This window comes from Methanosphaera sp. BMS, from assembly GCF_003268005.1.
GTDB lineage: Archaea > Methanobacteriota > Methanobacteria > Methanobacteriales > Methanobacteriaceae > Methanosphaera.
Genome location: NZ_CP014213.1, coordinates 1,525,851 through 1,552,341, shown reverse-complemented (window position 1 = coordinate 1,552,341; position 26,491 = coordinate 1,525,851). Strand labels below are relative to the sequence as shown.

The following is a 26,491-nucleotide window of genomic DNA, read 5'->3' as shown; positions in this document are numbered from 1 at the left end:
TTTTTAAGAAGGTGATTAAAAAAGTTATTGATTACAAAGCCATCACATCCAACTATACATAATCAATAATACATATAATATAACGATACCGGGAATAATCTTTTACCCTAATTTTTTTATATGATGGTTTTGATATATCATTCTATAGAACGAAGAAAAAAATAAATACACAAAAAAATATTTCACTAAAATAATTACAAAGGAACAAATCATGTTTACGGAGAACATATATAAAGACGACATGCCTGTACATCTTTTATCAAAGATAATGCAGGCAAGAAAAATGTTTAAAGACAAAGGAATAACAAAATCAGGATATAATCACTTCCAAAACTTCGCATACTATGAACTCAAAGACATAATCCCTGATGCAATCGAAATATGCATAGAACTGAAAATAGCAACACTATTCACATACGAAAACAACCAGTATAAATTAAAAGTCTATGATCTTGAAAACAGGGAGGAAACGGAATTCTGCATGCCAGGAAAGGATTATAAAAATGAGGGAAACATAAACAATCAATTGCAGAACTTGGGAAAAATACAGACATACATCAGAAGATATCTGTATATGCAATTTTTGGACATTACGGAAAACGACGTGGTTGACGCAAGCAAACCAAAACTAAAACATCCAATAAGTTAGGTGATTATTATGGCAGTAGAAGAGGTACTAGCAGGTAAAATGGTTGAACGCAAATCCAAATTCTATGCACACCTATACAAGATAGATAATATGGACAGTGACGTAGAACAAATCAGAAAAATACATAACAAGAAGTATAAAAAGGCGGCACATCACTGCTATGCGGTATTGTTGGATGATAATGAAGATCAAAGAAATGATGGGGAGGTAGGCTCTCCAGGACGAGTACTCATGGAATTATTGCATGAATACAATCTCAACGGATATATGATTATGGTCTCCAGAATATTCGGTGGAATAAAACTAGGACAGGGAGGAGTCTCACGCGCTTTTAGAAATGCCGGAAGAGGTGTCATAAAAGCATATCTTGAAACTATATAAAAAAGGCCGAAAATACTTCATGTAAAAACATATACTAAATCTAATTATTTGTTTTATTAAAAAAAGAGTGATGTGATTTGGAAGATAACTAATAAATCATATCTTCATCATCATTACCCTCATGATAATTATTAAATCTATGGGTGTTAACTTTTTTAGGGTTACTTTTCGTATTCTTATCAACTTCATCAGGTACCCTGAGGATAGTGTATAAAATACAGGCAATAATTGCAATGTTAACATATTCCTTAACTGATTCAAACAATGAATATATCATTGATGCATGAACATTAACATCAGCATAGCCAATTATCAACTCAATAACTCCTATGATAATCAATAGGATTCCATGGGTACTTTTTATTTTACCACTGAACAATGGATATAAACCCATGATAATCAACGCATATCCAATTGTTCTAAATAATGTCCAATTAGTAATACTTTCAAGGTTCATGAAGATGTCATATGGAATGACTCCTGCTGCCCCAAGAAAATGAATCAATTCAATTATTAATATTACAACCAATGGGAACAAGAACAAAATCTTAGTGGTAATATATGATGAATCATCATCCACTTTTTGCTGATATCTTTTATGATACTCGTAATTATTGACCTTCCTGAATTTATCTCTTGGAGTCTTCTTAGGTAACTGTGTCTTCTCCTGTTCAATCTCAGTCATCAACGGATCCTTAAAGAATTTCTTCAGAAACTCCGCTACAAATGATGTGACAACAGCCCCTATAATTGTACCACTAATACCCATAAATGAAGTTAAAACAGCTACAACTCCAGATATAAGGGCAACTATTATAATATCAGTCATTTTTGTCTTTGACATAAATTATCCACGCCTATCAAATATATTTTTTTCACTTTGAAATTCAATATATATAATTTATAGTTTATATATTTTATCGAATTTTCTATCATTTAATAAATTAATAATAATCACACTACTCTGATTGAAACTTGCTAATTATTATTTGTAATAAAAATCTATCTCAAAATATCCTATTTCGCATATTAATATAATATGCGACAAAACACAAGAAAAGAAGAAGAACAAAATAAACAGACACATACAAAAAATAACATAAACTAAACAAAAGATTACCAAAACAAGAAAAATAATGAAAAATATAAAATGTACTGATTGGACTTACAAAATGAACAAAAACACAAATAATTATACGCCAACAAAAAGTGTATTGAAAAAAAGATAATATTCACCCCTTAATTATCATGATTAATCATGTACCTACATTAAATAATCATAGAAAAAGATACATCGGATACAATCATAACAGCCCTAAGAAAAATCAGTAATTTCAAAATATAAACTCTTTAATAAGTATATTACTATTTAATTTAACTTCTTTTTTTATAAAAAACTCTAAAAAATATTAAATACCACCACTTCACATATAGAGTATCATAATAAACTATAACTAATGGAGGATAGTTCAATATGAAAAAAATAAAAGAAGTACTGTTATTTGTCATAGTATTAGTACTCTTAGTGGGAGTTGCAACGGCAAATGAAGTATCCACCGAAGCAGACACACCCACTAGCGATACACCCCTAATACTTGAAAAAGCAGTACAAGAAAAATCAACAGTATCACCAAGTGATACAAATACAGTAGAAAATATAAAACAAAAAACGAATACAAATCAGACAAAAACCACAAAAAACATACAAAAAAACACAAATAACCTAAAAAAAGATACAACAGTAAGCTCATGGATAGAACTTAACAGCATAATAACTGATGCAACACAAGATACAAACATAACATTAGATGAAGGAACATATACAGCCGAAGGTACAATTACATTTAATCAACCAATAACAATTACAATTGACGGTAAAGGACAAAGCATAGACGGAAACCAAAACCATGTATTCGAGATTGAGCGGGGGTCTTCCGTGATTCTAAAAAACATCACAATAAAAAACTCTAAAAATGATGGATGGTGGGGTGCAATATTAAATGGTGGAAATTTAATAATAAACAACAGCACACTCATAAACAATACAGTAACAACTACAGAATCGACATCAGGTAACGGAGGAGGAGCAATACACAATTATGGAAAATTAACTATCACAGACTCCACACTAGAAAACAACCAAGCAACAGGATATACAGAAGGAGGTGCAATATTCAACATGGGTACTCTTACCATAACACAATCCAACCTCAACAATAACACAGCAACAGGACAATACTATGGATATGGAGGTGCAATATCCAACTCTGGTAATCTTAACATAACAGGCTCCAACCTCACACACAACAAGGCAACAGGACAAACATATGATGGATGGGGAGGTGCAATATACAACTACTATGGGGGTAATCTTACCATAACCGAATCCAACCTCAACAACAACACCGTAACAGGACAAACAAATGGATATGGAGGAGCAATATACAACGATGGTACTCTTAACATAACACAATCCAACCTCACATACAACAGAGCAACAGGACAAGAAGATGGATATGGAGGTGCAATATCCAACGACTATGGTGGTACTATTAACATTGACAATTCAATACTTGAATACAACAACGCAACACATGGAGGAGCAATATACAACCATAACAGTAACATAACCCTTAACAACACTAATCTAACATATAACAATGCAAATGATTATGGGGGAGCAATAGTTAACAATGGTACAGGTAGTAATTTAACAATATTTGATTCCAACCTCACACACAACAAGGCAACAGGACAAGAAGATGGATATGGAGGTGCAATATACAACAATGGTGGTACTCTTAACATAACACAATCCAACCTCACACAAAACAAGGCAACAGGACAAGGACAATATGGATATGGATATGGAGGTGCAATACACAACAACGCTGGTACTCTTAACATAACACAATCCAACCTCACACAAAACAAGGCAACAGGACAAAACAATGGATATGGAGGTGCAATATACAACAGTGGAAACTTAACCATCAATAACAGCACACTCAAAAACAACACAGCAACAGGACAATACTATGGATATGGAGGTGCAATATACAACGCTGGTACTCTTAACATAACACAATCCAACCTCACACAAAACAACGCAACAGGACAAAGATCTAATGGACGTGGAGGTGCAATATACAACGACCGTGGTACACTTACCATAACACAATCCAACCTCACACAAAACAACGCAACAGGACAAAACAATGGATATGGAGGTGCAATACACAACTCAGGTAATCTTACCATAACCGACTCCAACCTCACACAAAACAACGCAACAGGACAAGGACAAAATGGATATGGAATTGGAGGTGCAATACACAACACCGGTGGTACCATTAACATAACACAATCCAACCTCACACAAAACAAGGCAACAGGACAAGGAAAATATGGAGATGGATATGGAGGTGTAATAGGCAACGATGGTGGTACTATTAACATAACACAATCCAACCTCACCCACAACACGGCAACAGGACAAGAAAATGGACGTGGAGGTGCAATATACAACATTAGGGGTAATCTTACCATAACACAATCCAACCTCAACAACAACACAGCAACAGGACAACAATATGGACGTGGAGGTGCAATATACAACCTTGATGGTTTAAATATTAACAATTCAATGCTTGAATACAACAATGCAACACAGGGAGGAGCAATATACAACACTGGCAGTGGTGATGTTGTTATAGAATCCAATTATTTCATAGCTAATCCTTCACAAATGACTGGAACTGCCATAATAAATGATGGAACAGCAACAATAAAAAACAATGAAGGAGATGAAACTTCAACTTATAATGGAACAATATACACAAACTCAACTAAAACCGTTACAATAGAAGGTAATAAGTTCTATGATAAACTCAATATAACAATCAACATATCCACAGATAACGCATATCCTGCAATAGGTGATGTTATAAACATTACATTCACATTAAAAGATCAGCTAGACAGGCCAATAATTGATGAAAATATTACAATCACAATAAAAGATTATACAGCCAACAAGACAACAGACATAACCGGAACAACCAGTATAGAACACACGATAAAAAGCAATGAAACACTAATTAACGCAACATATCCGGGAAACAATAACTATAATACAAACACGACAACACTACTTGTCACAGCACCAAAAATAGAAACAAAACTCATAGTCGATGACACTGATACTAAAGTAGGACAAAACTTTACAATAACCGGAACACTACTAGACAAAGATAATCAACCATTACCGATAGAAACAGTAAACATAACAGTCAATGGCACAACACAACCAGCCACCACAAATAATCTAGGACAATTCAACACAACATTCACACTAGACCAGATGGGAGAATATCCAATAACTGTAATATATCCTGGAACTGATGTATACACTCAGTCAACCAACAGCACGGCAAAAGTCACGGCAACCAAGACAAACACAAAACTAACACTAACAGTATCCAACAACACACCAGTAAACAACACACCAATCACCATAACCGTAACACTAACAGATACAACTGGTAACAAACTAACAAACCAGAACATCACATTAAATATTGCAGATAAAACATTCAACATAAAAACCAATAGCAATGGTGTAGCAACCCAAACATACACACCAACCAAAGTGGAAAAACAAACAATAACTGCAATCTATAATGGAAATAGTCAATATGTTAACAGTACTGCAACAACCAACATCACAGTCAAAAAGATAAACACAAAAATAAATCTAAAAGTATCCAACACCACACCAGTAAACAACACGCCAATAAACATAACCGTAACACTAACAGATACGGATGGTAACAAACTAGCAAACCAAAACATTACACTAAACGTAAGTGATAAAACATTCAACATTAAAACTAACAATAATGGTATAGCAACCCAATCATACACGCCAACAACGCTAGGAAAACAGACAATAACTGCAACTTATAATGGAAATAGCCAATACGTAAATAGCACTGCAACAACCGGCATAACCGTTAAGAAAATTAACACCAAACTATCAGTAAAAGTATCCAACAGTACACCAGTAAACAATACAAGCACTACAATTACAGCAACACTAACCGATACTGATAATAAAACAATTGCAAATCAAAATATTACATTAAATGTTGCAGGTAAAACATTCAACCTTAAAACCAATAGCAATGGAATAGCAACACAAACATACACCCCAACAACACTAGGAAAACAAACAATAACTGCAATCTATAAAGGGGATAGTCAATACGTTAACAGCACAGCAACAACCAACATCACAGTTAAGAAAATTAATACTAAAATAGATCTTAAGGTATCCAATAATACACCAATAAACAACACACCAATAACCGTTACAGTAACACTTACAGATGCAGATGGAAACAAGTTAGCAAATCAACAAGTAACACTAAATATCAACGGAAAAACAGTAACGGCAAAAACAAACAATAATGGACAAGTAACACAAAACTATACACCGACAAAAGTTGAAACACAAAACATAACCGCAACATACACTGGAGACAGCCGATACAACAACAGTACAAAAACCATCCGAATAACCGTGAAAAACAAGATAAAAACACAAACCACTGTTAACCCAGCTACTGGAGTAATAGGAGAAAAACTCACCATCAAAGCAACAATAACCGATACAAACGGCAACAATGTAAAGGAAGGAAACCTCATATTCAAAGTAAACGGAGTAACAATAAAAGACAACGGAAAACTAACCGGTTCAAATAACCCACTCAAAATAAAAGTCGTAAACGGAGTAGCAACAGCCACCATCATACCAGATATCAATATGACTAACGCTAAAAACATAACCGCATACTATGTTGGTACAACGAGATATAATGCATCAACCAGTGGCTCTGCAAGTATAAACATATCCAAACGTAACGCTACAATAGAAGTAACAACAAACAAGAAGATAATCAAACAGGGACAAGTACTCATCATCACGGCTAAAATCTATGACACAACGAATGGTAAAAAAACAAGTAATATAACCAAATACCAGGATGAATATGTATACTTCAAAGTAAATGGTATAACACTCAAGGATGCAAATGGGGAAATGCTTAAAGTCAAGATAATAAACGGCACAGCAACAGTAAACTACACCATACCACTAGGAATATCCTGCCTAACAGATATGCAGACACTAACACCAAAAAATCACACAATACAAGTGGGACTCTACAACAAAAACTACCAGAACATCATGACAAAAACACCAACCTTCCAGGTGGAAAGATCAAATATCACAATCAACCTAGCCAACGCTACAATAAACAACAAGACACACACACTATCCATGAAAATAACAATCAAAGACTACCTCGGCAACATAGTAGCAGGACCTAACAAGTGTATTATAAAAGTAAATGGTGTAACACTTAAAAACGGTACCAATGTACAGTACTATTACACAACCGATGGAGTGTTAAACCTTAAAAACATACCGGTACCTCAATCTAAAAACTACACCAGCATAGAAGTCATAACACAGGACAGACTGGCATACAACTCACAGAGAAACACGACAAAAGTGATAAAAATCACAAACTAAACTCCCTTATTTTTTCACCTTTTTTTATAACACTATCGTTAAATCCATTATATTTAAATTAATGTTCAGAAAACGTTTGAAATTCGTTTTTTTAGTTCGTTATAGCCTTGTATAACGAAGTAAAATTTTCATGAAATATGAAATCTGATAAATTGCTATGAAAACAAAATGTGGTTCTTCATATTAATAACATGAATAACTTTATTTAATAACAAAAATATTGGATCTTTTTAGTTCATAGATGGTACTGGTTTTTTGTCAAAAGAAGTATTTGAATACGGAAAATAGTTATGTAAAATAAAGTTAAATAATGAAAAATTAATTTTTTAAATAATTAGTTAAGCCTTAGGGGGGAATTGAACCCTCGACCTATGCCTTACCAAGGCATCGCTCTACCCCTGAGCCACTAAGGCAAGTAAAATTTGTTAGAAATATAGTGCAGGAGATGGGATTCGAACCCACGTAGGCCTACGCCAGAGGATCTTAAGTCCACCCCCTTTGGCCAGCTCGGGCACCCCTGCATTTAAAATTAAGTATATCTCTTTAAGAGAACAATACTATATAAGTTTCATCTTATATATATACTTTGTGGTAATTCATTTTTTTCTATAACTTTCATACTGAAAGGGGGAATATCTTTTCAAATTATGATAATGGAGTTATACGATTTGTGATGCTTTATTTGTTTTTAATTAATTCTTTAATCAGAGATTAATGAATATTAAACCCACAATACATAAAATCATGCCTGCTATTTGTTTTAATGTTATTCCTTCATGGTATAATATTGCACCGATAAAAAGTAGTGCTATAGCTAAACAGGTATTTGCCACTAATGGGGCGTTGTTTACCTGCCAACCTACACGATATGCATAGATATAACCTGCTTCAAGTCCGATTATTGCTATGCCCAATGCAATGGATGTCCAGTTGATTTTTGCCAGTTCGATGAGGGTATTTTCATATTTGATGCTGTACAAGAAAAGTGCCCCTGTTATAATTGCAGCTGTAAGGTAGGTTACCATCAGTCCACCAAATGTATTAACGTTGTTTGGCATGGACTTGCTGCATATGTGATAGAAGCAGTTGGATATTACCACCATCGTTATTGGGATTATCATTCTAAACATATTGTCATACTCTGTTTGTTGTTGTAGTTACTTTTGTATTTTCAGATAATTATATCTAATCCATCTGAACTGATTATTTTTTCCAATATTGTTGTGGATATTCATTATCCGCTCTTTAGGTATTGTACAAAACATTTATATACTATTATTGTTATAAGATATAGTATAATATTCATTAGTATAATTGGTACGGCGACCATAGCGATAGGGTCACATCTGATCTCGTCTCGATCTCAGTAATAAAGTCTATCTACGTTCTGCTTTGTACTATAGGTGGTAAGTCTATGGGAATTTCAGAAAGTTGCCGGCCTTTAATTATCTAAGTTGTTAGCTTTTTTTGTGGCAAGTTGTATATTGAGTTTATTATGTAGTTCTCTTGTTTTTGTAGTAGATTCGTGATTCTAATTTTTATTGGGGTTAATAAGTCGTCTGGACTTATTTCCCATGATTTTACTTTAATATTTATCCTTACCTTAAATGAAATATTTCTTATATTACTATTGATAAATATATTAATTGTCTACTTTTATGAGTTTCTCATAATAGGTTAACATCTTAAGTATTTGATACTTAATCTGTAATGGAATTTGATGTTAATTCATGACTGCCTGGTACGAGGGTTGCTTGGGGAGGAATGTTGGTAATCTACCTGTGATCTGGAGAGTTAGTAAACAGGCAATACTATTTTAAAAAAAAGTAAGGATGTTGATAAATTTATTCACTAAATTTATCCAGAATATCTTTATATACACTTTTTATAGGCTCATCGGACTGTTCATATATTCTTTTGAGTATAAGCTCAGGAGTACTTTTTGCCAGATAGTTTATTTTAGGACTTCTGTCCACTATCAGATTGTAGTTTTCATCCAATCCTTTTGCTTCTATACCGTCCGTTCTTATTTTAATGTTCTGTGTGTGCTTGAGTATTTCGGGTGCCATGTGTGTTACTATTATTGCATAGGAGTCGTCATCCTGGATGTGTTCGATAAATCCGATTATGATTTTTATGGCCGCTTCTAGTTCCGTTATTGATTCAAGTTCATCGATAAGTACCAACTTGTTTTTTTCACCTATTACTACGGGTATGAATGATGTGAGGAATGTTTCGAATGCTCCTGCATTGAGTGAGTGTTTCTTTGTGAAGTAGTATACCTCATTGATTTTTGGAATTATTGCATTTTTGGCACATACGCCTAAACCCATATAGGTCATGATTGTGTGTTGTGCCAAAGTTTCAAGGAGAGTTGTTTTTCCTCCACTATTTGCCCCAGTAAGTAGTATGATATTGTTGTTACTATCAAGATTATAATCGATATCTTGCATTAAAATGCCATCATCTTTTTGTTGTTTTTTAAGAGTCAGGTGAAGGCTACCCTCAAGAATGTACTCCTCACCAAAAGATGGAATACTCAGGTCATAATACTTGCTGAATGATGCAAGAGTAAATGGGTAATCATAATGAATCAACTCCAACGTTTCATCGATGATTCTTTGTTTATACCTCTCAAGCTTCAGACACGTATCAAGTTCGGCTTCAAACTTCTTAAGATGACTGTTGGCATTTGCACTTTCTTCAATACGCATAAGCTCATCATAGTCAATTTCCAGGGGGTACTTAATAATAAACGCGTCAACATACTGGGATGTCCTCTCATAGATTTCATCCTTTGCAACTTCCAGATGCTTGTCGAAAATCGTCATAATCTTCGGTGGAAGATTTTCATTGTTAAGAAGCTCTAGCACTTCATCACCCGTCAGGTCAACATTCTTGATTTCATCCTTAATGACCTCATTCGTCTTTTTGGTAACCTCCTCAACAACATCAATCAGCTGTACATTATTTTCTGTGTTAACGTTGATGTTGTCCAGTAACTTAAGCACTTCCTCGATACACGTATCCATGTGCAAGTACTTTCTAAGATTATAAACGTTTTCAAGTACATCCTTGTTCTGCTTGAAAAATTCAAGTATAATGTTTGGCTGAATCTCATAATCGGGACTCTTGCTGCTGACACTGATGACATTGCCTGTCTCTCCCGGTTCGGCATTAAAACTGTCGTATACATATATTATGAACTCGAATTCATTAAAGTCCACCTGGCTTTCAATTGCATAGACATTGCAGTACCTGTTGAATCCACGTTCAACCAAATCCATGTAATCCTCATAATCCTCACATACGATGGCATATTCATCGTTAAATTTGGGACGGACATTCTCGTTAAGTTCATGGATATTGGAATATAATTCTCTGATATACTCATAATCCAAATTATCGGTATCAATCAATGTCCTTTTGATTAATTCCTGTGTGGATTCTATTCTGTTATAATCCTTTGTGGGACTTAATAGCAGTATCCTATTTCTGGCATAATCGGTATTGGTAAATGACAGCAATCTATCAATGATGTCAAGGTAGATATTCTTTGACTGGGACGTTTTAAGAAAATCATCAATATTGTCTCCATGCATGTATCTGACAATCTCCAATGCCTTCTGATTGCTCAGTCCCGCTATATTCAATAATGGGTCAATATCATAGTTTCTGATGGCATCATCAAACTCATCATAGGAACCGTAGCTTTCGATAATCTTATCAATCAGCTTCTGACCAACACCCTTAATTTCCTTTATATCGTAAATTAAAAACACATCCTCATAATTGTTTAGTATCGTGTTAAGTTAAAATAGTATATTAAAGATAACTAATAATAGTTATTTAATTTAAAGTATTTATGTTATTTTAAAATTTCAACGGATAGGATTTTTTATGGATTTTCTTTTATACATGGTATTATTGTTAATCGGCGGTTGCTTCGGTGGATTGATGGCAGGATTATTAGGCGTTGGTGGTGGAATAATACTTACACCCATACAATATGCACTGCTATTGGCTATGGGAGTACCTGCCAGTATAGCCCTACCAATGTCCTTTGCCACAAGCTTGGCCGTAATCTTTGTTACCATGATAAGATCAACCAAAAAGCATTATGAAAACGGGATGGTTGTCGGGGATTATCTTAAGGAGTTGATGATACCAGGTTTTATCGGTGCCATAATGGGTGCAGTTATATCCACTCACGTAAATGTGAGATTGTTGGAGATAGTATTTGCAACGATGTGTATAATAGCCGTCATTAACATGATACTGATTAAATACCCTGATAATGATGATAATATTTCACATAACCGAATGGGGCATCTGCTGCTTGGATTGACGGCAGGACTCTTATGTGGACTTTTAGGTGTTGGCGGAGGGGTAATAATGATACCTGCTCTTACAATACTTTTAAAATATCCTACACATAAGGCTATAGGAACCTCATCCGCTTCAATAATAGCAACATCACTTGGGGGTTTGATTACCTACATCATATTGGGGTGGAACATTCCCGATTTACCTGCATACTCACTGGGCTTTGTGAACATCATTCAATTTGTATTTCTGACAATCACGAGTTTGATAGTCTCTGGCTATGCGGCCGGCTGGTCAAAAAATATGGATGCACGAATACTCAATGCCATGCACATTGTAGTTGTACTCTACATTGGACTTAAGATGTATGGATTATTCTAAAAAGAGTGCTTATATTACTATTTAAAAAAAGTTTTGAAAAAAAGGTAAAAAAATGCTTTTGTTGATATAACATTTTTTTTATGAAGGGGTGGATTATATGCTTATGATTCCAAATGCTTCAAGCATGGCCTCAATACCCAGTAATATTATTGCCGCTCCTCCAATAATCTCTATTTCATCTGCGTATTTGATTGCAAATTTCGTCGCATATTTTCCTAATAACAGCCATGCGATAACAAATATTAAAGATAAAATTAACAGTACAATTTGGTTAACTTGACTTATGGCACCCTGACTTGCCAGTATAAGATTTTCAATGTTGCCAAAAATAAGTAATGCCCAAAATCCAGTACAATCTTTTATTAAGTTCATTCCATCACCTTATTCTTGTTTTGTTTTTTTATTTTTCATTGCTTCAACAACTGACTGTATACCCAATATGAATATTGCAAGTCCGCCTATAAAGTTAATGATGTTTGAATACTGTAGGGCTATATCAGTCAATAGGGTTCCTAGAATAAACCATAATATTACCACAATTATACTCATTATACTCAATGATAAAACGTTGGCCTTCTTTACTTCACCCTGACTTGCCAGTATAAGGTTTTCAATGTTGCCAAATATTAGTAAGCCAATAAAGGGCAGATATTCCTCTAACATAAATAATTCTCCATATTCTTTTTTTAATCTTTTTCAATAATTAATGATTATCCTTTCTAAGATTAATATTTTTTCTTTTCAAAAAAAATGGGGTGAAATGATGATTAAAACAAGTCTTTCTAATTAAAATATATTACTCTTTAAGTCTGTCATTAAAAAACATTGCACGTTTATTTCATATTTGTCTAAACAGAGTGGCGGCTGTAATTACAACTATTTCTAAAATCAGTGGGAACGGGAATGAATGTATGTAATTGGCCCATATTGAATCCCTTTCTGATTTGGATGCATGATAGTGTCAAATAATAAGTTTTTTTTAGAAAAAATAATAATGGGTTAATCATCAATTATTTGCTTTGATGATAATTACATTTTTATTGGAGTTTATATATTGGTGTTACTGCTTGTTATTTTCAACCCATGTACCGTGGCCCGGACATAACAGATAATCTCTGCACTTATCTAACATAATCTTTCTGCAGGCTGATGCTTTGGATGAATCACTGTTAACCGAACCCATCAGGTAGGGTGCCAGCAGATTGAAGTCATATTGTTCTTGGGTAAATCCATTGACGTTTACGAAGATATCACCGGTGAATAGGATTTTCATTTTCTTTTCAACGAGTATTATCTCTCCCTTAAGGTGTCCTCCATTGGATTCATAGATGTCAAATGACAAATTCTTGAAATTAAATTTGCCAATCTTTTCAAATTCTTTATCGTTTGTCTTATTTCCAATAATCCTTAGTTTTGTAAGCTCAGGTGGTTCATATCTTGAGATGATTCTGTCTAATTTTATATATGGCTCATGCAGTGGGTTTTCTTCCCTGAAATTCTTTTTGCCCTCATGTTCTCGTTTGAAGTTGATGAATGTATTTTCACTAACGTATATGTCATCAAATATGTCGTTTATTCCGACGTGATCCATGTCTGCATGGGTTATGATAATCTCCTTTTTCATCTGATTGAAGTCTGGAAATAGCACGTGGAAAAATTTTTTCATTTCATCCTCATAACAGCGAAATCCGGAGTCAACAAACAATAATTCACCATCACATTCGATGATATATGTGTTACTTCCACATGGCGGCTCAATCAAATAAAGATTAACATCATCTGATATGCTTTTATGGCTGATTCGTGGATTGAAATGTTCATTTTTGTAATCCACTGTAAATTCGGCGAATTTCCTGATGTAATGGAATGTCTTAAAGTAGTTTTCATTTTTATCTTCAAGTATCTGCAGAATCTTGTTGGAATTGTTAAGAAAGATATCCGTTTCCTTCTGAGACAGGGATAATTTCTTCTGCATCATCTGGGCAAAGTTATGATAGAATACTGAATTATCAATTATCTTCTCTTGGGTATCATAGTTTATGTCAATAAGTTTACAGAATGAACTGATTTCTTCAAGTACATTGCTTAAAACTTTTAAACTAGGAGCATAAAGTCCTATTTTACAGTATTGGTATGAAGTATCATTTTCCTGTGTGTTCACGTAGGATATGTTGACATCATATCTTTGAAATACTTTTAGGATATCGCTGACAACTCCCGGTATGTCCAGTATTTGCAACGTGATTAAGACGTCAACCTCTTCACTGCCCTGTTTTAATAGCAAATTATGTTCTTCCAATTCATCAGATAACCTATCCAGATTATCTTCATCAGCATAGACTTCAACAAATACTGCATGCTGGTCCACTATCTTGTTATAGCTAAGACGTGTAATATTTGCATTATGGGAGGAAATTATTTCGGACACTTCAAGCAGATGACCGGAACGATCCTCTAATCTCAGTATAAAAGTTTTATATCTCATTTTTTCATTCATCCTATTTGTGTTTGCAGTCCTAAAAAAATAATATTCTGGCCTATTTTTTACTTTCTTTTCCAGTAATATATAGATTTTTTCATGATGTTGAAGTATTTTATATACGATATTTTTTTTCAAATAGTGCAGCATTTCATGATTAATCTATTTAAATCAATAGTTATAAAGTATATCTTGAAGGATAAAAATGGGGGTTTTAAAATGATTTGTCAAAATTGTGGTTGTTTAAATGCAAGTAACAGTCCCTACTGTAAAAATTGTGGAAGCCCATTAATTAACAATTCACCCATGGACAATGCTCAGCCACAGTATACGAACAGCTCCAACAGCAATGCAATAATCATAATCTGCATAACAGTAATACTATTGGCATTGATAATCGCGGGAACCTTCCTGTTGATGTCAAATAACAATGGTGATGCGAACGCTCTTATAAACAACACTCATGCAAATGCTCATCAGGCAGCATCCGATGAAAAAACTCAAAATGCCGTAACTCAGGATAATTCAAAGGAATCCGTAAGTGAGAGTCTTCCACTGGAAATAAAGAGTGGAAGTTTCTATACAGGTTCGTCACTATCAGATAAAACAAAGTGTACAGTATTTGTAGGAAGTCAATATTCCGGTCAGCAAGTAAAAATCAGTGTATTGTACAGTAGGGATGGCAGTAATCTGAATCAGGGAAAAGTTGTACCGGTAACTGTTGATGGCTCCGGTTATGTAACGGTATACAGTGCAGATGCATTCAAATACTATCCTGATTATGCATACATTACATTATATGACGGTAACGGTAATGTACAGGATACACGTACTGTATACATGGATGCACGTGGTGGAACACAAAGCTTTTAATAATATAATGGTGACTTGACGTTACCATTATACTGCTTTTTTTATCATATTTGATTATTTGTATTAAATTTTTTATTTCAAGTGTAATCCTGTTAAAAAACACCATATTATCAGGGTATAAACAGATAACCTCTCAAAGACGGGCATGTAAATACTTTTTATGTTAAAAAACATCACCCAAAAAGCAATCAAACCTATAACTGCAAGCATTAATGTGGATTTTTCATATCCTCCGAATTCTGATGTTGATCGGGATATAACCACCAGCAGGATATTGCCGCCAAGTATTGCCATTACAGCACCCGTTGTATGATAACCGGAGGTCAATGGATTGCCTCCATGAATTAAACCTACAATAATAACACCGATTGCCGTGACTAATGTTAAAATATAGAACAGCCTTTTGTTTTTAATGATATGATTCTTAAATCCATAAAAGCTACCTATAATCAATGCCAAGCCTATAAAAATAAATGCTGAGTTCATCAAAAAGGATAATGGAGAATTGGCATTTGGAATACCAAGTTCTGATATTGTATGGTAAAGGTATGTATTAACCAGTGAATCATTAAAAAACAGTGCACAGATGAATTCGGCAAGCAGATAATATAAGCTGCCCGTTATAAAAACCATTTTTGAAAAATTAAGATTGTCCATTTTAACCGTTTCCTTGAAAATATATTAATTAATGTTCTGTTTTATAAGTTATATTCCTATTTTTTTCAGTACATTCTCTTTAAACTTGTTAAAAGTTTTTTGTCAAATGCTAAAAAAATAAATGGGGATTTATTTATCTGGTCAACTGTTCCACTTTGCTGTTGCCGAATGGACATATGTACAGACACATACCACATGCTACAGGATGGCCTTCATCCCTTCTTTTAAATAGGAATTCACCACATTTCTCAGGATTATATGATATTTTGGGATTGGAATCATCGATTATTGCCTTACCTGGACATGCCTTTACACAGATTGTACATTCATCACACAATGACTCCATGGGCTCTCCGGCATAGTCTGATAATGGCATGTCTGTAAGTATTGTAGCCCACGTTAATCTAGGACCAAACTCTTCGGTAGTTAATAGATTGTTTTTTCCAAGCCATCCTATGCCTGCAAGGTTAGCACTGGCCTTATTGCTGAATGATTGTTTGAGGTTTAACTCTTCACTCTTTCCCGATACGTCCAATATTACTGCATGATATCCTTCCTCTTGGATGAGATTTGCAATTTTGCCCGCTATCTCGGATACTCTCTGATGTGAATTGAAGTATTCGTCAAGGTATTCTTGTGCCAGTTTGTCATCATTGTATGTCAGCGGTATCTTTTCAATTATCTCCTCTATCATCTTATGGCCGATTGCTATTGCATATGGATATCTGCAGATATCTTCACCGTAGCTTTCTATCAGTTCATCCTTATTCTTATTGAAATCCGCTATGCCGTAGATGTCACTAAGATTTTCTAAAAGTTCTATTACTCTCATCTTTATCTACTCTGTAATCCTATAATCAACGTTCCTAGTTTGTCTTCATGAGGCAATTCAAAGCAGTCCTTAATGTAATGGTCTGTAGGTGTGGATGGTATTGCAACTGTCAGGCTGCTTACAATGCTTTCAAGGTCTTTGTCAGTAAAGAAGTTACTGTTTGTGCTGTCAACTACAAAGAACTGCTTTTCACCTGGAGTGGCTAAATCAGTATACATGACGAAATTTTCTGATATGAAGTATGAATTGGGATCATCTCTCAGGTCTTCAAGTTCCTCTTCATCATATATTGCCTCGCCTATGATTTTACCGTTTTCTGTTTGAAGGGTAAATCCGCCCGCATCGGGATCACTTGGATTTGTAGCTCGTATGTGCTCTATTGTATTGTCCATTACAATTACTATTGCTTCTTTTTCTTCAAAGGCTTCCTGCATCCCTTTGTTGATAAATGGGACCAGTTCTTCGAGTCGTTTCATTTCATGCTGAAGGACCTGTTTTTTCATTTCATCATTCATTAGTTCGGCAATAACTATATGATTTTCTTGGTTGAGTATGTCTATTAATTTGTCACCTGTTGTCATGTATTCCACTTTGTTGCTTATATGATTTAATTCTTTTTGAATTTGCTTTTGTCATATTGATGAAAGTGGATGTTGATTAAATTTAAAAAAAATAATTGAAAAAGGGGGTGGTTATGGTCATATTTGCATTTTTTCATACTTGGCTATTCTATTGTTTCTACTCTTTAAAAATGGGGATATTATTCTGATAAATATTGGTGAGTAATCTTTCATCTTGTCGGTTAGGTTGTACTCGGCAATTAGCCTAAATTCGGGACATAGCCTTTCAAAGTCTTTTCCGTCTTTTACGCCCCATTTAAATACTGCACCTGTGGTTCGTGTGGTGTCATGTACTTTCTGGTTTTTGACCATCCATTCGGCCATTAATTCAATGAGTAACTCCATATTTGTGAAGCTTTCTGATATCTTGTCAAATAATTCCTTTACCTCATGTTCATCAAGGTACATTAAGAATCCTTCGGCTATTATCAGCACGTTTTCTTTATCGTCTATTTGGTCTATCCATTTGAAGTCCATTGCTGATGAGGCTATGTTTTTTACTCGGGGATTTGTTTTTATGAGTTTTTCTCTTAGATTTATAACCTCTTGAAAGTCGATGTTGTACCATTGGATTTGTCCGTTGTCCACTCTGGTGAATCTGTCATCCAGTCCGCATGCTATGTTTATCACAGTACACTCTGGATTTTTGTCGATGAAGTTTTTTGCTTCTCTGTCCAGTATCACGGTTCTTGCCGAGCATCCCCAGAAGTTAAGTTTGTTGGTTGATTGTTTGAATCGTTTTTTGAAGTCATAATCTAGGTTGTCCATTACATGTATTGCCGTTTTGTCAATGAATTCTGGATTTTCTTTTTTGCTTTCTATTGCTCTGGCATATAATGGGACTAGCATGGTTTCACTTACTGAACTTAAGTCTACTTTTTCGGTCATCTTGTTGTCTCCTTGTATTTTTTTTGTTGTGTTATGTTATGTCATTTATCCAATATATAAATTTAGGTATACCTAAAAATTTTTATGATACTTTTTTTGTTGATAATTAAATCTTTCAAAAATAGGGTATTCAATAAAAAAAGGGGGTGTAAATGAATCAATAATGTCCATTTTTATCATGAAATTTAATTACTTGGATTTATTAATAAACAATCCCTTTTCAATATTCAATTCATAGAAATTGTTGTTATCTGTCAATTCCAAATTGCATTCGTCTGGATTATAATGGTCCGTAACCCGTTCAAAGTAATCCAGTACCCTCCTGCTGTCAGTACTATTCAAGTGCCTTAAGTCAATACTCAATACGTCAATTCCACTATCTCCAAACTCATCAAGACGACCTGCCAGATTGGCAATCCGGTAATCATAGATATGACTATTGCCATTGCAGTCAAATACCAACGGATACTCATTGTCACGCTTATCCTTCAAATAATATTGATTGGATATTCTTTCATCAATGACATCCTCAAAGTCATCCCTTGAAATCATCAGCTGATTATATCCAAACAACACATATTCCAATTCGCAATCATCCGAATGCAACATTTTCACGTCATTGATTGAAATTTCATTGGATACAACCAACCTTTCAAAGAGATTTTTTTCACTTAACTTTTTTATGGAATAGTTATTGTAGACGTTAAGGTAATTGCCGTAGAATATAGCATCCATATTGTCGGCCACACCAATCGAATCAGTCTGTAACTTCACATCAATCTCGTCACGTTCCAATTTCAGGAGTATTTCGCTGATATGGGCAAAGTCCTCATCAAGCAGTAGCTGTGGAAGTACCCATACCAGATCGGTGCTATCGGGCAGTATCTCATTTAACATGTATAGCTCATCATACATACCCCTTGAGTAGTCATGCATGTTGTCATAGTTATATGACCCGTCATAGTACACGCCATTGATAAATTTGTAATTTTCAATCAGTTCTGCCTGTTTCATGTTTTGTATGTAGACATTCCACTTCTTATCGGATTTTATGGATTCATGGTGTGTTATTGATTTAATCTGTTCCTTTTTTGCGTAATATGTCTTCTTGAAGTTGCTAATATTCTCCTTAATATTTCTTATTTCCTCTTTGTCAGGAGTGTAAAGGTTATCCAGTTCCTTTTTAAGCTTTTTAATCAGCTGTCTTCTAATCTCGTTAAGTGTGGATATTGGCATGAACAGGTCATCTGGGAAATTTTTATAGCTAATGCTGTTTACAATGAATTTGCTTTCACCCGTCTTTGAGAGTTGTTTGTTTACAGATTCTCTGCTTAAAGGCCTTTTCTGTGCTTTTTGGAACTTTTCATCAGATAGATAGTTGAATGATTTTTTGCTGTTTTCAAGCATACATTTTACTTCAAGTTGTCTTTCATCATTCACGTTAATTTCCAAGTCAAGAGGTATTTTATTGATGTGCCTTTCATTTATTATTGCTTTTGTCCTGTCATGAAGATATTTGGAATACGTGATATAGACCAACGTACCCTCATTCAGGAAAATATTCTTATCATTTGCTATTATGAGTTTATATTTGCTCTGATCGAAAATCTTCGTAACATACATTCCATAACTCTTATTGTCAAATTCAAACTTCAATCCATCGCCATTGCTAAACATGATGGGATAATCCCTATTAAGAAGCTTAATGGTAATTTTTTTGGAGTTGGACTTGCTCACCACACCTACGGGATAACCGTTACTTCCGGGCTGGTTTCTGCCCACAACCTCCGAAGCATCATTATCCATAATATAACCGCCCGTAAGACTTCTATTGAATGCCAGATTAAGAAGAAACTTGTCCTCTTTGCAGATATTTCCATCAACAGCATTCCTGTATGCATGGGTGGTACTGGAGACATACTCCCTTGACTTCATACGACCTTCTATTTTAAGACAATCCACGCCACAATCCACTAATTGGGAAACATCATCATAGGTGCATAAATCCTTAGTGCTCAACAGGTACGTATCCTCACAAACTCTTCCATGATACTTGTCCAAAAGAGCATATCTCATCCTGCATGGCTGTGCACACAATCCACGATTACCGCTGCGACCGCCTAAAAACGATGACATCAAACACCTGCCGGAGTAGGAGTAACATAATGCCCCATGGGCAAAAACCTCTATCTTAATCTTATGGTCATATTTTCTAAGCTTTTGCATGATTGATTTTATACGCCTCAACGGTACCTCCCGGGAGATGTTGGCATTTACAAATCCGTTATCCTCCAGATACTTAATCATGCTGTAATCATAAATGGTCATCTGAGTGGATGCATGCAAATCCAGGTTAGGTATTAATTTATTAATGATGGATGCAAGTCCTATATCCTCCACGATAACTGCATCCACACCCTGTGTATACAGGAAATACACATAATCCAACACATCAGTTATCTCTCTTTCAAGAATTGAAGTGTTGACAGTAACAAATACTCCCACATTGAAGTTATGACAAAATTCAATGGCCTTTTCAAGTTCCTTATGCGTAAAATTGCTGGCATAATCTCTGGCACCATACATTTTACCGGACAGATACACATAATCGGCACCACTAAATACGCTGGCCTTCAACACATCCATACTACCTACAGGTGACAATACCTTACATTCATTATCCAAGAAAAATTCCTCCCACAAATTAAAGCATATACTTTTATATTTAATTTAAGATATATTTACTTAACAGTTAAATAGGGTAGGAACATGTACGTAGTATTGGAAGGAATCGACGGGGTGGGAAAATCCACACACGCAAATCTTTTAGAAAAGTATTACAATTCTAAGGGTATTGATACAAAAAGAATCGTAGAACCAACAGATTCACCTGTAGGACAATTATTAAGACAAGAACTGAAAAACGATGATTCATTAAAGGACAATAACCAACAAATCCTGGCATTATTATTCGCTGCAGACAGGTTAACTCAGAAAGAGGAAATATTGAAGTATAAGCACAACCCAAATAATCTTCTGTTAAGTGACAGGTCATTTTATTCAAGTATATGTTATCAGAATAATTATTCTATCACTCCTAAATGGATTTATCAGATAAATCAGCATACTCCAAGACCTGATTTGTTGATACTGCTTGACTTGAATGAAAACATTGCAATCAAAAGATGTGAAGGCGAAGAAGTATTTGAAAACATGCAGTTTCTGAGAAAAACAAGACAGAACTATCTTAAACTCCTAAGATATAAGAACACGATAAAAATATCGGCATATCCAAATGTCAATAAGGTACAAAAAAACATAAGGGACGTGATTGACAACAGATTATTCAACAAATAATCCCCTATAATTATTTTTTTATCAAAATCATTTCCAAAAAAAGTAAGATTTTGGAAGCTGAATTCCAAAACACGTTAATCGAAGTTTATAATATCGGATGAATATTCATAATCATAAAATATGAATATGGTTATTCCTTAATCATTTTTGCTAATTTTTTACCCAAGTCATAACATTTTTCCATGTCATTGTCATCAGGTACGTAGATTTCCTCAACGGATTCATCCAGAACATCGAAACCTGCATCGGTTAATCTTGAGGTAAGTTTAGGTATTGCTCCTCCTGCCCATCCTTTGGATGAGAATACAACTGCTTTTTTACGTACGCCGGTATTTGCAGGACTTACACAATCAAGATATGACAGTAGGTTTCCAATCTTTGGATAAGGGTTGTTCATCATGGTAGGTACACCAACAACTATTGCCTTACTGTCCAATATGTCGGCAAGTATATCTGACTCGGGGTCATATCTGATGAAGTGCATCTTGGTTTCAACGCCCTCGGACATTATTCCTTCAGCAATCTGATGAGCCATCTTTTGGGTAGAGTGATGCATGGTTTCATAAATAACGGTTATCTTGTCATCAGCTTCACCTTTAGCCCATTTGGCATACAAGTCAACAATTGTGGATGGGTTTTTCCATATTTGGCCATGACAAGGTGCAATCATCGTAAGGTTGTCAAGGTATCCTGCCTGTGTCATTTCAGTAACCTTTGCAAGTACCATTGATGCGGATAGCTGCACTAGGTTTGCATAAAATCTTTTTGCGTGTAACTCCAGGTATCCAGGGTCGATGTCAACGTCATATCTTTTGCTTTCACAGATGTGCTGACCGAATGCATCGTTGGAAAATAGAATTCCTTCTTCATTGTATAAAGTGAAGTTACTGTCAGGCCAGTGTAGCATTGGTGCGTTGATGAATGTAAATGTTTTACCGCCCAAATCAAGTGTATCCCCTGTGGAGATGATGGTAAATTCCCTGTCTGCTAGACAGTGATGTTGTCTTTTTATACCCATGCTTGCTGCCTGTGTACATAGGCATTCAATGTCAGGGAATTTTTCCAGAAATTCAGGGATGGATGCTATGTGGTCATTTTCGATGTGGTTGATTACAAGCGCATCAATTTCCACTTCTTTGTCCTCTTTTGCAAATGCATCTTCTATTCTTGCCCACATTTCAGGGAAAAATCCATCATATACATTATCTATAAGTGCAGTTTTTTCATCACCAAATATGAGGTATGCGTTATATGTCATACCAGGGACTGCAAAACCATGAAAATCACGTGCATCCCAGTCAAGTGCTCCTACCCAGTATACTCCATCAGCTATTTTTATTGAATCTGCTTTCATATTGATCATTCCTTTATTGATTTATTTTTTTATTATTATTTTTTTCAGCTATTATAATATTCTTATTTATGGTGCTTCTATAGATTTAATCTTTCCGTCATGGTATCCACAATATAGTTAATGGCATCGTTAATGTCTATTAGTCTGCCGTGTAATTGTGGTCCGTCCTCGGATTGTTTGAGTTTGACGTCAAACTTTTCAACGGCATCCTGTATTTCACTTACGGTTGGACCAGGTGGAAGTATCACATCGACAACATGCTTTGAAGCCTCTCTTAAGTCCTCTAATTCACCTTCAAAAAGCAATATTCCCTTATCTGTCTGAAGCATGTTTAAGTGATACTTGCTAATCATCTCATCCACTTGTCTAGGGTTCATTCCTGATAATACTCTCATTGTATGTTTAACCATTTACGCTCACCTATTTGCCATGTATTCTCTTGCCGGTTCCAGCCTGTCAATTATGTATTTGCTGACAGTATTTTTCAAGTCCATTGGGTGAAGTTCTCCCTTTTGATAGATGTCAGTCAATTCCTCTTCGGTCAGTTCAAGGTTTCCACCAAATTTCTCCGGTCTTTCAATTAGTATCTTGTCATTTTCATCAAAGATGTAGTAATGTGCCAATTCCATAACAGGGTTATCCTCAACCACTCCTGCAGGACAGAAGCTTTTGTTGATTTTTGTCTTGATATCCTTTGGATTGTCATCTATTGCTATGAAGTTACCTTTGCTGCTGGACATTTTAGCAGATCCGTCTGTTCCATGTATAAGTGGTATATGAATACATACCGGTGCAGAAATTCCGAATTTTGGCAGGCTTTCCCTTGCAAGCATGTGTATCTTACGTTGTTCCATACCACCAACGGCAACATCAACGCCCAAATCTTCAATATCCAATGCCTGCATGATAGGATACAGTGCTTCGGCTACGTTATGTGTTTCATCCCTTGAAATCTGGGCCATACTACGCTGTGCCCTTTGTATTGTAACAGTTTGTGCTACCTTAAACACTTTGAACATGTACTCGGCACTCATACGGTCAGAACCTAGGATGAACTCTGTATCTTCGCTAAGGCCTAACGCCTTGAAACATTCGGTGTTGTACTTTGCGGTTTCCTGGATTTCCTCCAATGTTCCCTTACCGTTAAGGTATGCGTGAAGGTCTGCTATGAAAATTTTAATCTTAAAACCCGCATCCTGCAGTGCCTTCATACGTTTGATTGTCAATGCATGACCAAGGTGTATCTTACCTGATGGCTCAAAACCTACATATGCGGTCTTATCATCTCTCTTTAAAATTTCCTTCAATTCGTCAACTTCAATAATTTCTGCCGTATCCTTGCTAATATTGGCTATAGCTTCTTCAATATCCATGATTTTTTTCCTCCAAATTTTCTAATTCATAATTTTAATCGCATCTTATTAACCTTTTATAATCATTAAGACTATTTGTCATCCAGTATGACATATACCGTGTTTTTGATTTTAATCACATTAATCTCTTCTCCAATATTAAGATTATTCATAACGTCCAGCTTCTTTAAGTCCACCGTGTCATAATTATCCGGATCCAACACTTGAACCTCACTAGGGGTAATGTTGGTGATGGTGGTAGGCTTAATATCATCGGTGTCGGCTATCTTCCTGATATTGTCATATTCCTTCCAGCTGATTGATTCGGTTGAATAATCCTTAAGATTGATACCCGAGAATTTATGACTGCCGATTTTTTCAATCTTTATGATTTTGTCATCATATTCTATAAAGTCATTCTTATTAAATGACGGAAGCCTAAGTAAAACCCATGAACGATACAGATCCTTACTACGTGACTTGTCATGACCGACAATCTTACGTGACTCGGTAATTATTCCTCCGAATTGTTTCTGTAGGTTAACGACAATCTTGTGGACTGCATTGTAGCTGCCGACCTGATAGTCTATACCCTCCTTCAGAACAATACGTTCTGTCACATATGCCAGTTTATTTGTCTTACATAATCTTTGTATTTCATTCGAGATGAATTCATCCGCTTGTTTAACTTCTTCATCAAGCAGTTTTCTGTCATCGGCTCTAAGCTGGATAACAGCTTCATAGTAACCTGAATGAAATTTGCTGCAATCAGGACATACTCCCTTTTCCACTTTCACTTCTATTGGATATTCTTTGGATATGTCTGTATCGATTAATCTTCCATTTACATGTATGATGCATTCATATACGGTTCCACGATTATTGGTTATCTCGGTGTATATATCCACATCCTCAAGTTTGGGATTTACTTCGATATTCTTCTGAATGGCATCATTTATTATTTCATCATCAAAGTATCCTACCTGGAGCCACTTGTTTTTCTTTAGAGTCGCACCACAATGAGAACAAACAGTAAATGTAGTATAATCCGGTACATTAAGGGCTTCAAACTCCTCTAGAAAGCATTTCTTACAAAGACCGTCATATAACTTTTCCTGACTATCACACAATAAACAAAACATAACTATTATCACTCATGTATTATTTTAATGTAATTAATTAAGTAACTAGTGTCATATCAAATAAATTTCTTTTTTAGAACTTAAAAAAAGGTTTAAGAGGGGAAGATTGGTTAATCTATCTTTATAATGATTTAAGTGGTGCTCTTGCTCCGCAGGCACTACATTTTAACATGTCAATACGGTCTTCGCGTATGATGATTGTATCCGGTCTGTTACATTCATGACACATTACAAAGTTATCGACATATTCCTTTATACGATCATTTATCACGTAATGGGTAAATTTACCCTGCATTATTGCACGATTTCCTTCTACGTTTCCACTAGTACCTAACTCTCTTAACAGGTATTTCAATATGTGTTGTGGATCCCTGTTTAATGTACTTGATACGTCTCCAAAGTTTTTGATAATTGTACGATTACCTTGAATGACAGAGTATCCTTTAGGTACTTTAAATCTTTTTGCTTCAAATATTGTATCTGGTAATTGTTCATATGCTTGATCTAATAATTCTTCATATTCTTCAAATTCAGATTTTTCACTCTTTCTTGCCATTAGTCAAATACCTCCGATTTTTTTATTTTCCTTTTCGATTAAAAAA

At 35.0% G+C, this 26,491-nt stretch carries 22 protein-coding genes, 2 tRNA genes and 1 rRNA gene; 7 read left to right on the top strand and 18 right to left on the bottom strand.

What is annotated here, in order from left to right; genetic code table 11:
* The first annotated feature begins 211 nt into the window (after positions 1 to 211).
* On the top strand, positions 212 to 649 hold the full coding sequence (locus AW729_RS05445; protein WP_112124154.1) for an ERF family protein: 438 nt from the start codon (positions 212 to 214) through the stop codon (positions 647 to 649).
* A 9-nt stretch (positions 650 to 658) separates the two neighbouring features.
* Entirely contained in the window at positions 659 to 1,030 is a 372-nt protein-coding gene (locus AW729_RS05440) for a YigZ family protein (RefSeq protein ID WP_112124153.1), read from the top strand.
* An 88-nt stretch (positions 1,031 to 1,118) separates the two neighbouring features.
* Here AW729_RS05440 and AW729_RS05435 read toward each other — a convergent pair whose 3' ends face one another.
* On the bottom strand, positions 1,119 to 1,874 hold the full coding sequence (locus AW729_RS05435; protein ID WP_112124152.1) for a hypothetical protein: 756 nt from the start codon (positions 1,872 to 1,874) through the stop codon (positions 1,119 to 1,121).
* A gap of 630 nt (positions 1,875 to 2,504) precedes the next feature.
* Between AW729_RS05435 and AW729_RS05430 the strand changes: the two genes are divergently transcribed.
* Positions 2,505 to 7,628, top strand: a complete 5,124-nt coding sequence (locus tag AW729_RS05430) for an Ig-like domain repeat protein (RefSeq protein ID WP_112124151.1) — start codon at positions 2,505 to 2,507, stop codon at positions 7,626 to 7,628.
* A gap of 341 nt (positions 7,629 to 7,969) precedes the next feature.
* On the opposite strand, the gene AW729_RS05425 is transcribed toward AW729_RS05430, so the two are convergent.
* The 3 genes from AW729_RS05425 to AW729_RS05415 all read right to left on the bottom strand — a co-directional run bounded on the left by AW729_RS05425 (position 7,970) and on the right by AW729_RS05415 (position 8,758).
* Positions 7,970 to 8,041: transfer RNA gene (locus AW729_RS05425), tRNA-Thr, on the bottom strand.
* Between the two features lie 24 nt (positions 8,042 to 8,065).
* Positions 8,066 to 8,149 (bottom strand) — tRNA-Leu (locus tag AW729_RS05420).
* Between the two features lie 183 nt (positions 8,150 to 8,332).
* The gene (locus AW729_RS05415) at positions 8,333 to 8,758 is read right to left on the bottom strand and encodes a hypothetical protein (RefSeq protein WP_112124150.1); all 426 of its coding nucleotides are present in this window, start codon (positions 8,756 to 8,758) and stop codon (positions 8,333 to 8,335) included.
* A 188-nt stretch (positions 8,759 to 8,946) separates the two neighbouring features.
* On the opposite strand from AW729_RS05415, the gene rrf reads away from it, so the two are divergent.
* Positions 8,947 to 9,068, top strand: a 5S ribosomal RNA gene (rrf, locus tag AW729_RS05410).
* A gap of 404 nt (positions 9,069 to 9,472) precedes the next feature.
* Here the strand turns inward: rrf and AW729_RS05405 are convergent.
* Positions 9,473 to 11,410 (bottom strand): AAA family ATPase, encoded by a 1,938-nt coding sequence (locus AW729_RS05405; protein WP_112124149.1) that lies wholly within the window; start codon positions 11,408 to 11,410, stop codon positions 9,473 to 9,475.
* A 118-nt stretch (positions 11,411 to 11,528) separates the two neighbouring features.
* Between AW729_RS05405 and AW729_RS05400 the strand changes: the two genes are divergently transcribed.
* Positions 11,529 to 12,335: a sulfite exporter TauE/SafE family protein gene (locus tag AW729_RS05400; RefSeq protein ID WP_112124148.1), complete on the top strand. Its 807-nt coding sequence runs from the start codon at positions 11,529 to 11,531 to the stop codon at positions 12,333 to 12,335.
* Positions 12,336 to 12,428: 93 nt separating this feature from the next.
* Here the strand turns inward: AW729_RS05400 and AW729_RS05395 are convergent, their stop codons facing one another.
* From AW729_RS05395 to AW729_RS05385, 3 genes are all read right to left on the bottom strand, one after another.
* Positions 12,429 to 12,707: a hypothetical protein gene (locus tag AW729_RS05395; RefSeq protein WP_112124147.1), complete on the bottom strand. Its 279-nt coding sequence runs from the start codon at positions 12,705 to 12,707 to the stop codon at positions 12,429 to 12,431.
* 9 nt (positions 12,708 to 12,716) lie between these two features.
* A complete protein-coding gene (locus tag AW729_RS05390) occupies positions 12,717 to 12,998 on the bottom strand; it encodes a hypothetical protein (protein WP_112124146.1) in 282 nt (93 codons plus the stop codon).
* 397 nt (positions 12,999 to 13,395) lie between these two features.
* Positions 13,396 to 14,820, bottom strand: coding sequence for an MBL fold hydrolase (locus tag AW729_RS05385; protein WP_112124145.1), 1,425 nt, complete (start codon positions 14,818 to 14,820; stop codon positions 13,396 to 13,398).
* Between the two features lie 213 nt (positions 14,821 to 15,033).
* Here AW729_RS05385 and AW729_RS05380 point away from each other — a divergent pair, with 213 nt between their 5' ends.
* Positions 15,034 to 15,687 (top strand): zinc ribbon domain-containing protein, encoded by a 654-nt coding sequence (locus AW729_RS05380; protein WP_112124144.1) that lies wholly within the window; start codon positions 15,034 to 15,036, stop codon positions 15,685 to 15,687.
* Between the two features lie 72 nt (positions 15,688 to 15,759).
* Here AW729_RS05380 and AW729_RS05375 read toward each other — a convergent pair whose 3' ends face one another.
* The 5 genes from AW729_RS05375 to AW729_RS05355 form a co-directional block, all read right to left on the bottom strand.
* Positions 15,760 to 16,344, bottom strand: a complete 585-nt coding sequence (locus tag AW729_RS05375; RefSeq protein WP_112124143.1) for a DUF998 domain-containing protein — start codon at positions 16,342 to 16,344, stop codon at positions 15,760 to 15,762.
* A gap of 133 nt (positions 16,345 to 16,477) precedes the next feature.
* Complete coding sequence (locus tag AW729_RS05370) at positions 16,478 to 17,176, bottom strand: 4Fe-4S double cluster binding domain-containing protein (RefSeq protein WP_112124142.1); 699 nt, start codon at positions 17,174 to 17,176, stop codon at positions 16,478 to 16,480.
* Between the two features lie 2 nt (positions 17,177 to 17,178).
* On the bottom strand, positions 17,179 to 17,757 hold the full coding sequence (locus AW729_RS05365; RefSeq protein WP_112124141.1) for a hypothetical protein: 579 nt from the start codon (positions 17,755 to 17,757) through the stop codon (positions 17,179 to 17,181).
* Positions 17,758 to 17,874: 117 nt separating this feature from the next.
* The gene (locus AW729_RS05360; protein ID WP_112124140.1) at positions 17,875 to 18,684 is read right to left on the bottom strand and encodes a class I SAM-dependent methyltransferase; all 810 of its coding nucleotides are present in this window, start codon (positions 18,682 to 18,684) and stop codon (positions 17,875 to 17,877) included.
* Positions 18,685 to 18,873: 189 nt separating this feature from the next.
* A complete protein-coding gene (locus AW729_RS05355) occupies positions 18,874 to 21,369 on the bottom strand; it encodes a U32 family peptidase (protein WP_112124139.1) in 2,496 nt (831 codons plus the stop codon).
* Positions 21,370 to 21,453: 84 nt separating this feature from the next.
* Between AW729_RS05355 and tmk the strand changes: the two genes are divergently transcribed.
* A complete protein-coding gene (gene tmk, locus AW729_RS05350) occupies positions 21,454 to 22,041 on the top strand; it encodes a dTMP kinase (protein WP_112124138.1) in 588 nt (195 codons plus the stop codon).
* Between the two features lie 130 nt (positions 22,042 to 22,171).
* Here the strand turns inward: tmk and AW729_RS05345 are convergent, their stop codons facing one another.
* The 5 genes from AW729_RS05345 to AW729_RS05325 form a co-directional block, all read right to left on the bottom strand.
* Positions 22,172 to 23,395 (bottom strand): FprA family A-type flavoprotein, encoded by a 1,224-nt coding sequence (locus AW729_RS05345; protein ID WP_112124137.1) that lies wholly within the window; start codon positions 23,393 to 23,395, stop codon positions 22,172 to 22,174.
* 77 nt (positions 23,396 to 23,472) lie between these two features.
* Positions 23,473 to 23,805 (bottom strand): hypothetical protein, encoded by a 333-nt coding sequence (locus AW729_RS05340; protein WP_112124136.1) that lies wholly within the window; start codon positions 23,803 to 23,805, stop codon positions 23,473 to 23,475.
* Positions 23,806 to 23,811: 6 nt separating this feature from the next.
* Positions 23,812 to 24,768, bottom strand: a complete 957-nt coding sequence (locus tag AW729_RS05335) for a tyrosine--tRNA ligase (RefSeq protein ID WP_112124135.1) — start codon at positions 24,766 to 24,768, stop codon at positions 23,812 to 23,814.
* 71 nt (positions 24,769 to 24,839) lie between these two features.
* A complete protein-coding gene (locus AW729_RS05330) occupies positions 24,840 to 25,889 on the bottom strand; it encodes a 60S ribosomal export protein NMD3 (RefSeq protein ID WP_112124134.1) in 1,050 nt (349 codons plus the stop codon).
* Between the two features lie 121 nt (positions 25,890 to 26,010).
* Positions 26,011 to 26,445: a translation initiation factor IF-2 subunit beta gene (locus AW729_RS05325; protein ID WP_112124133.1), complete on the bottom strand. Its 435-nt coding sequence runs from the start codon at positions 26,443 to 26,445 to the stop codon at positions 26,011 to 26,013.
* Between the last annotated feature and the right edge of the window lie 46 nt (positions 26,446 to 26,491).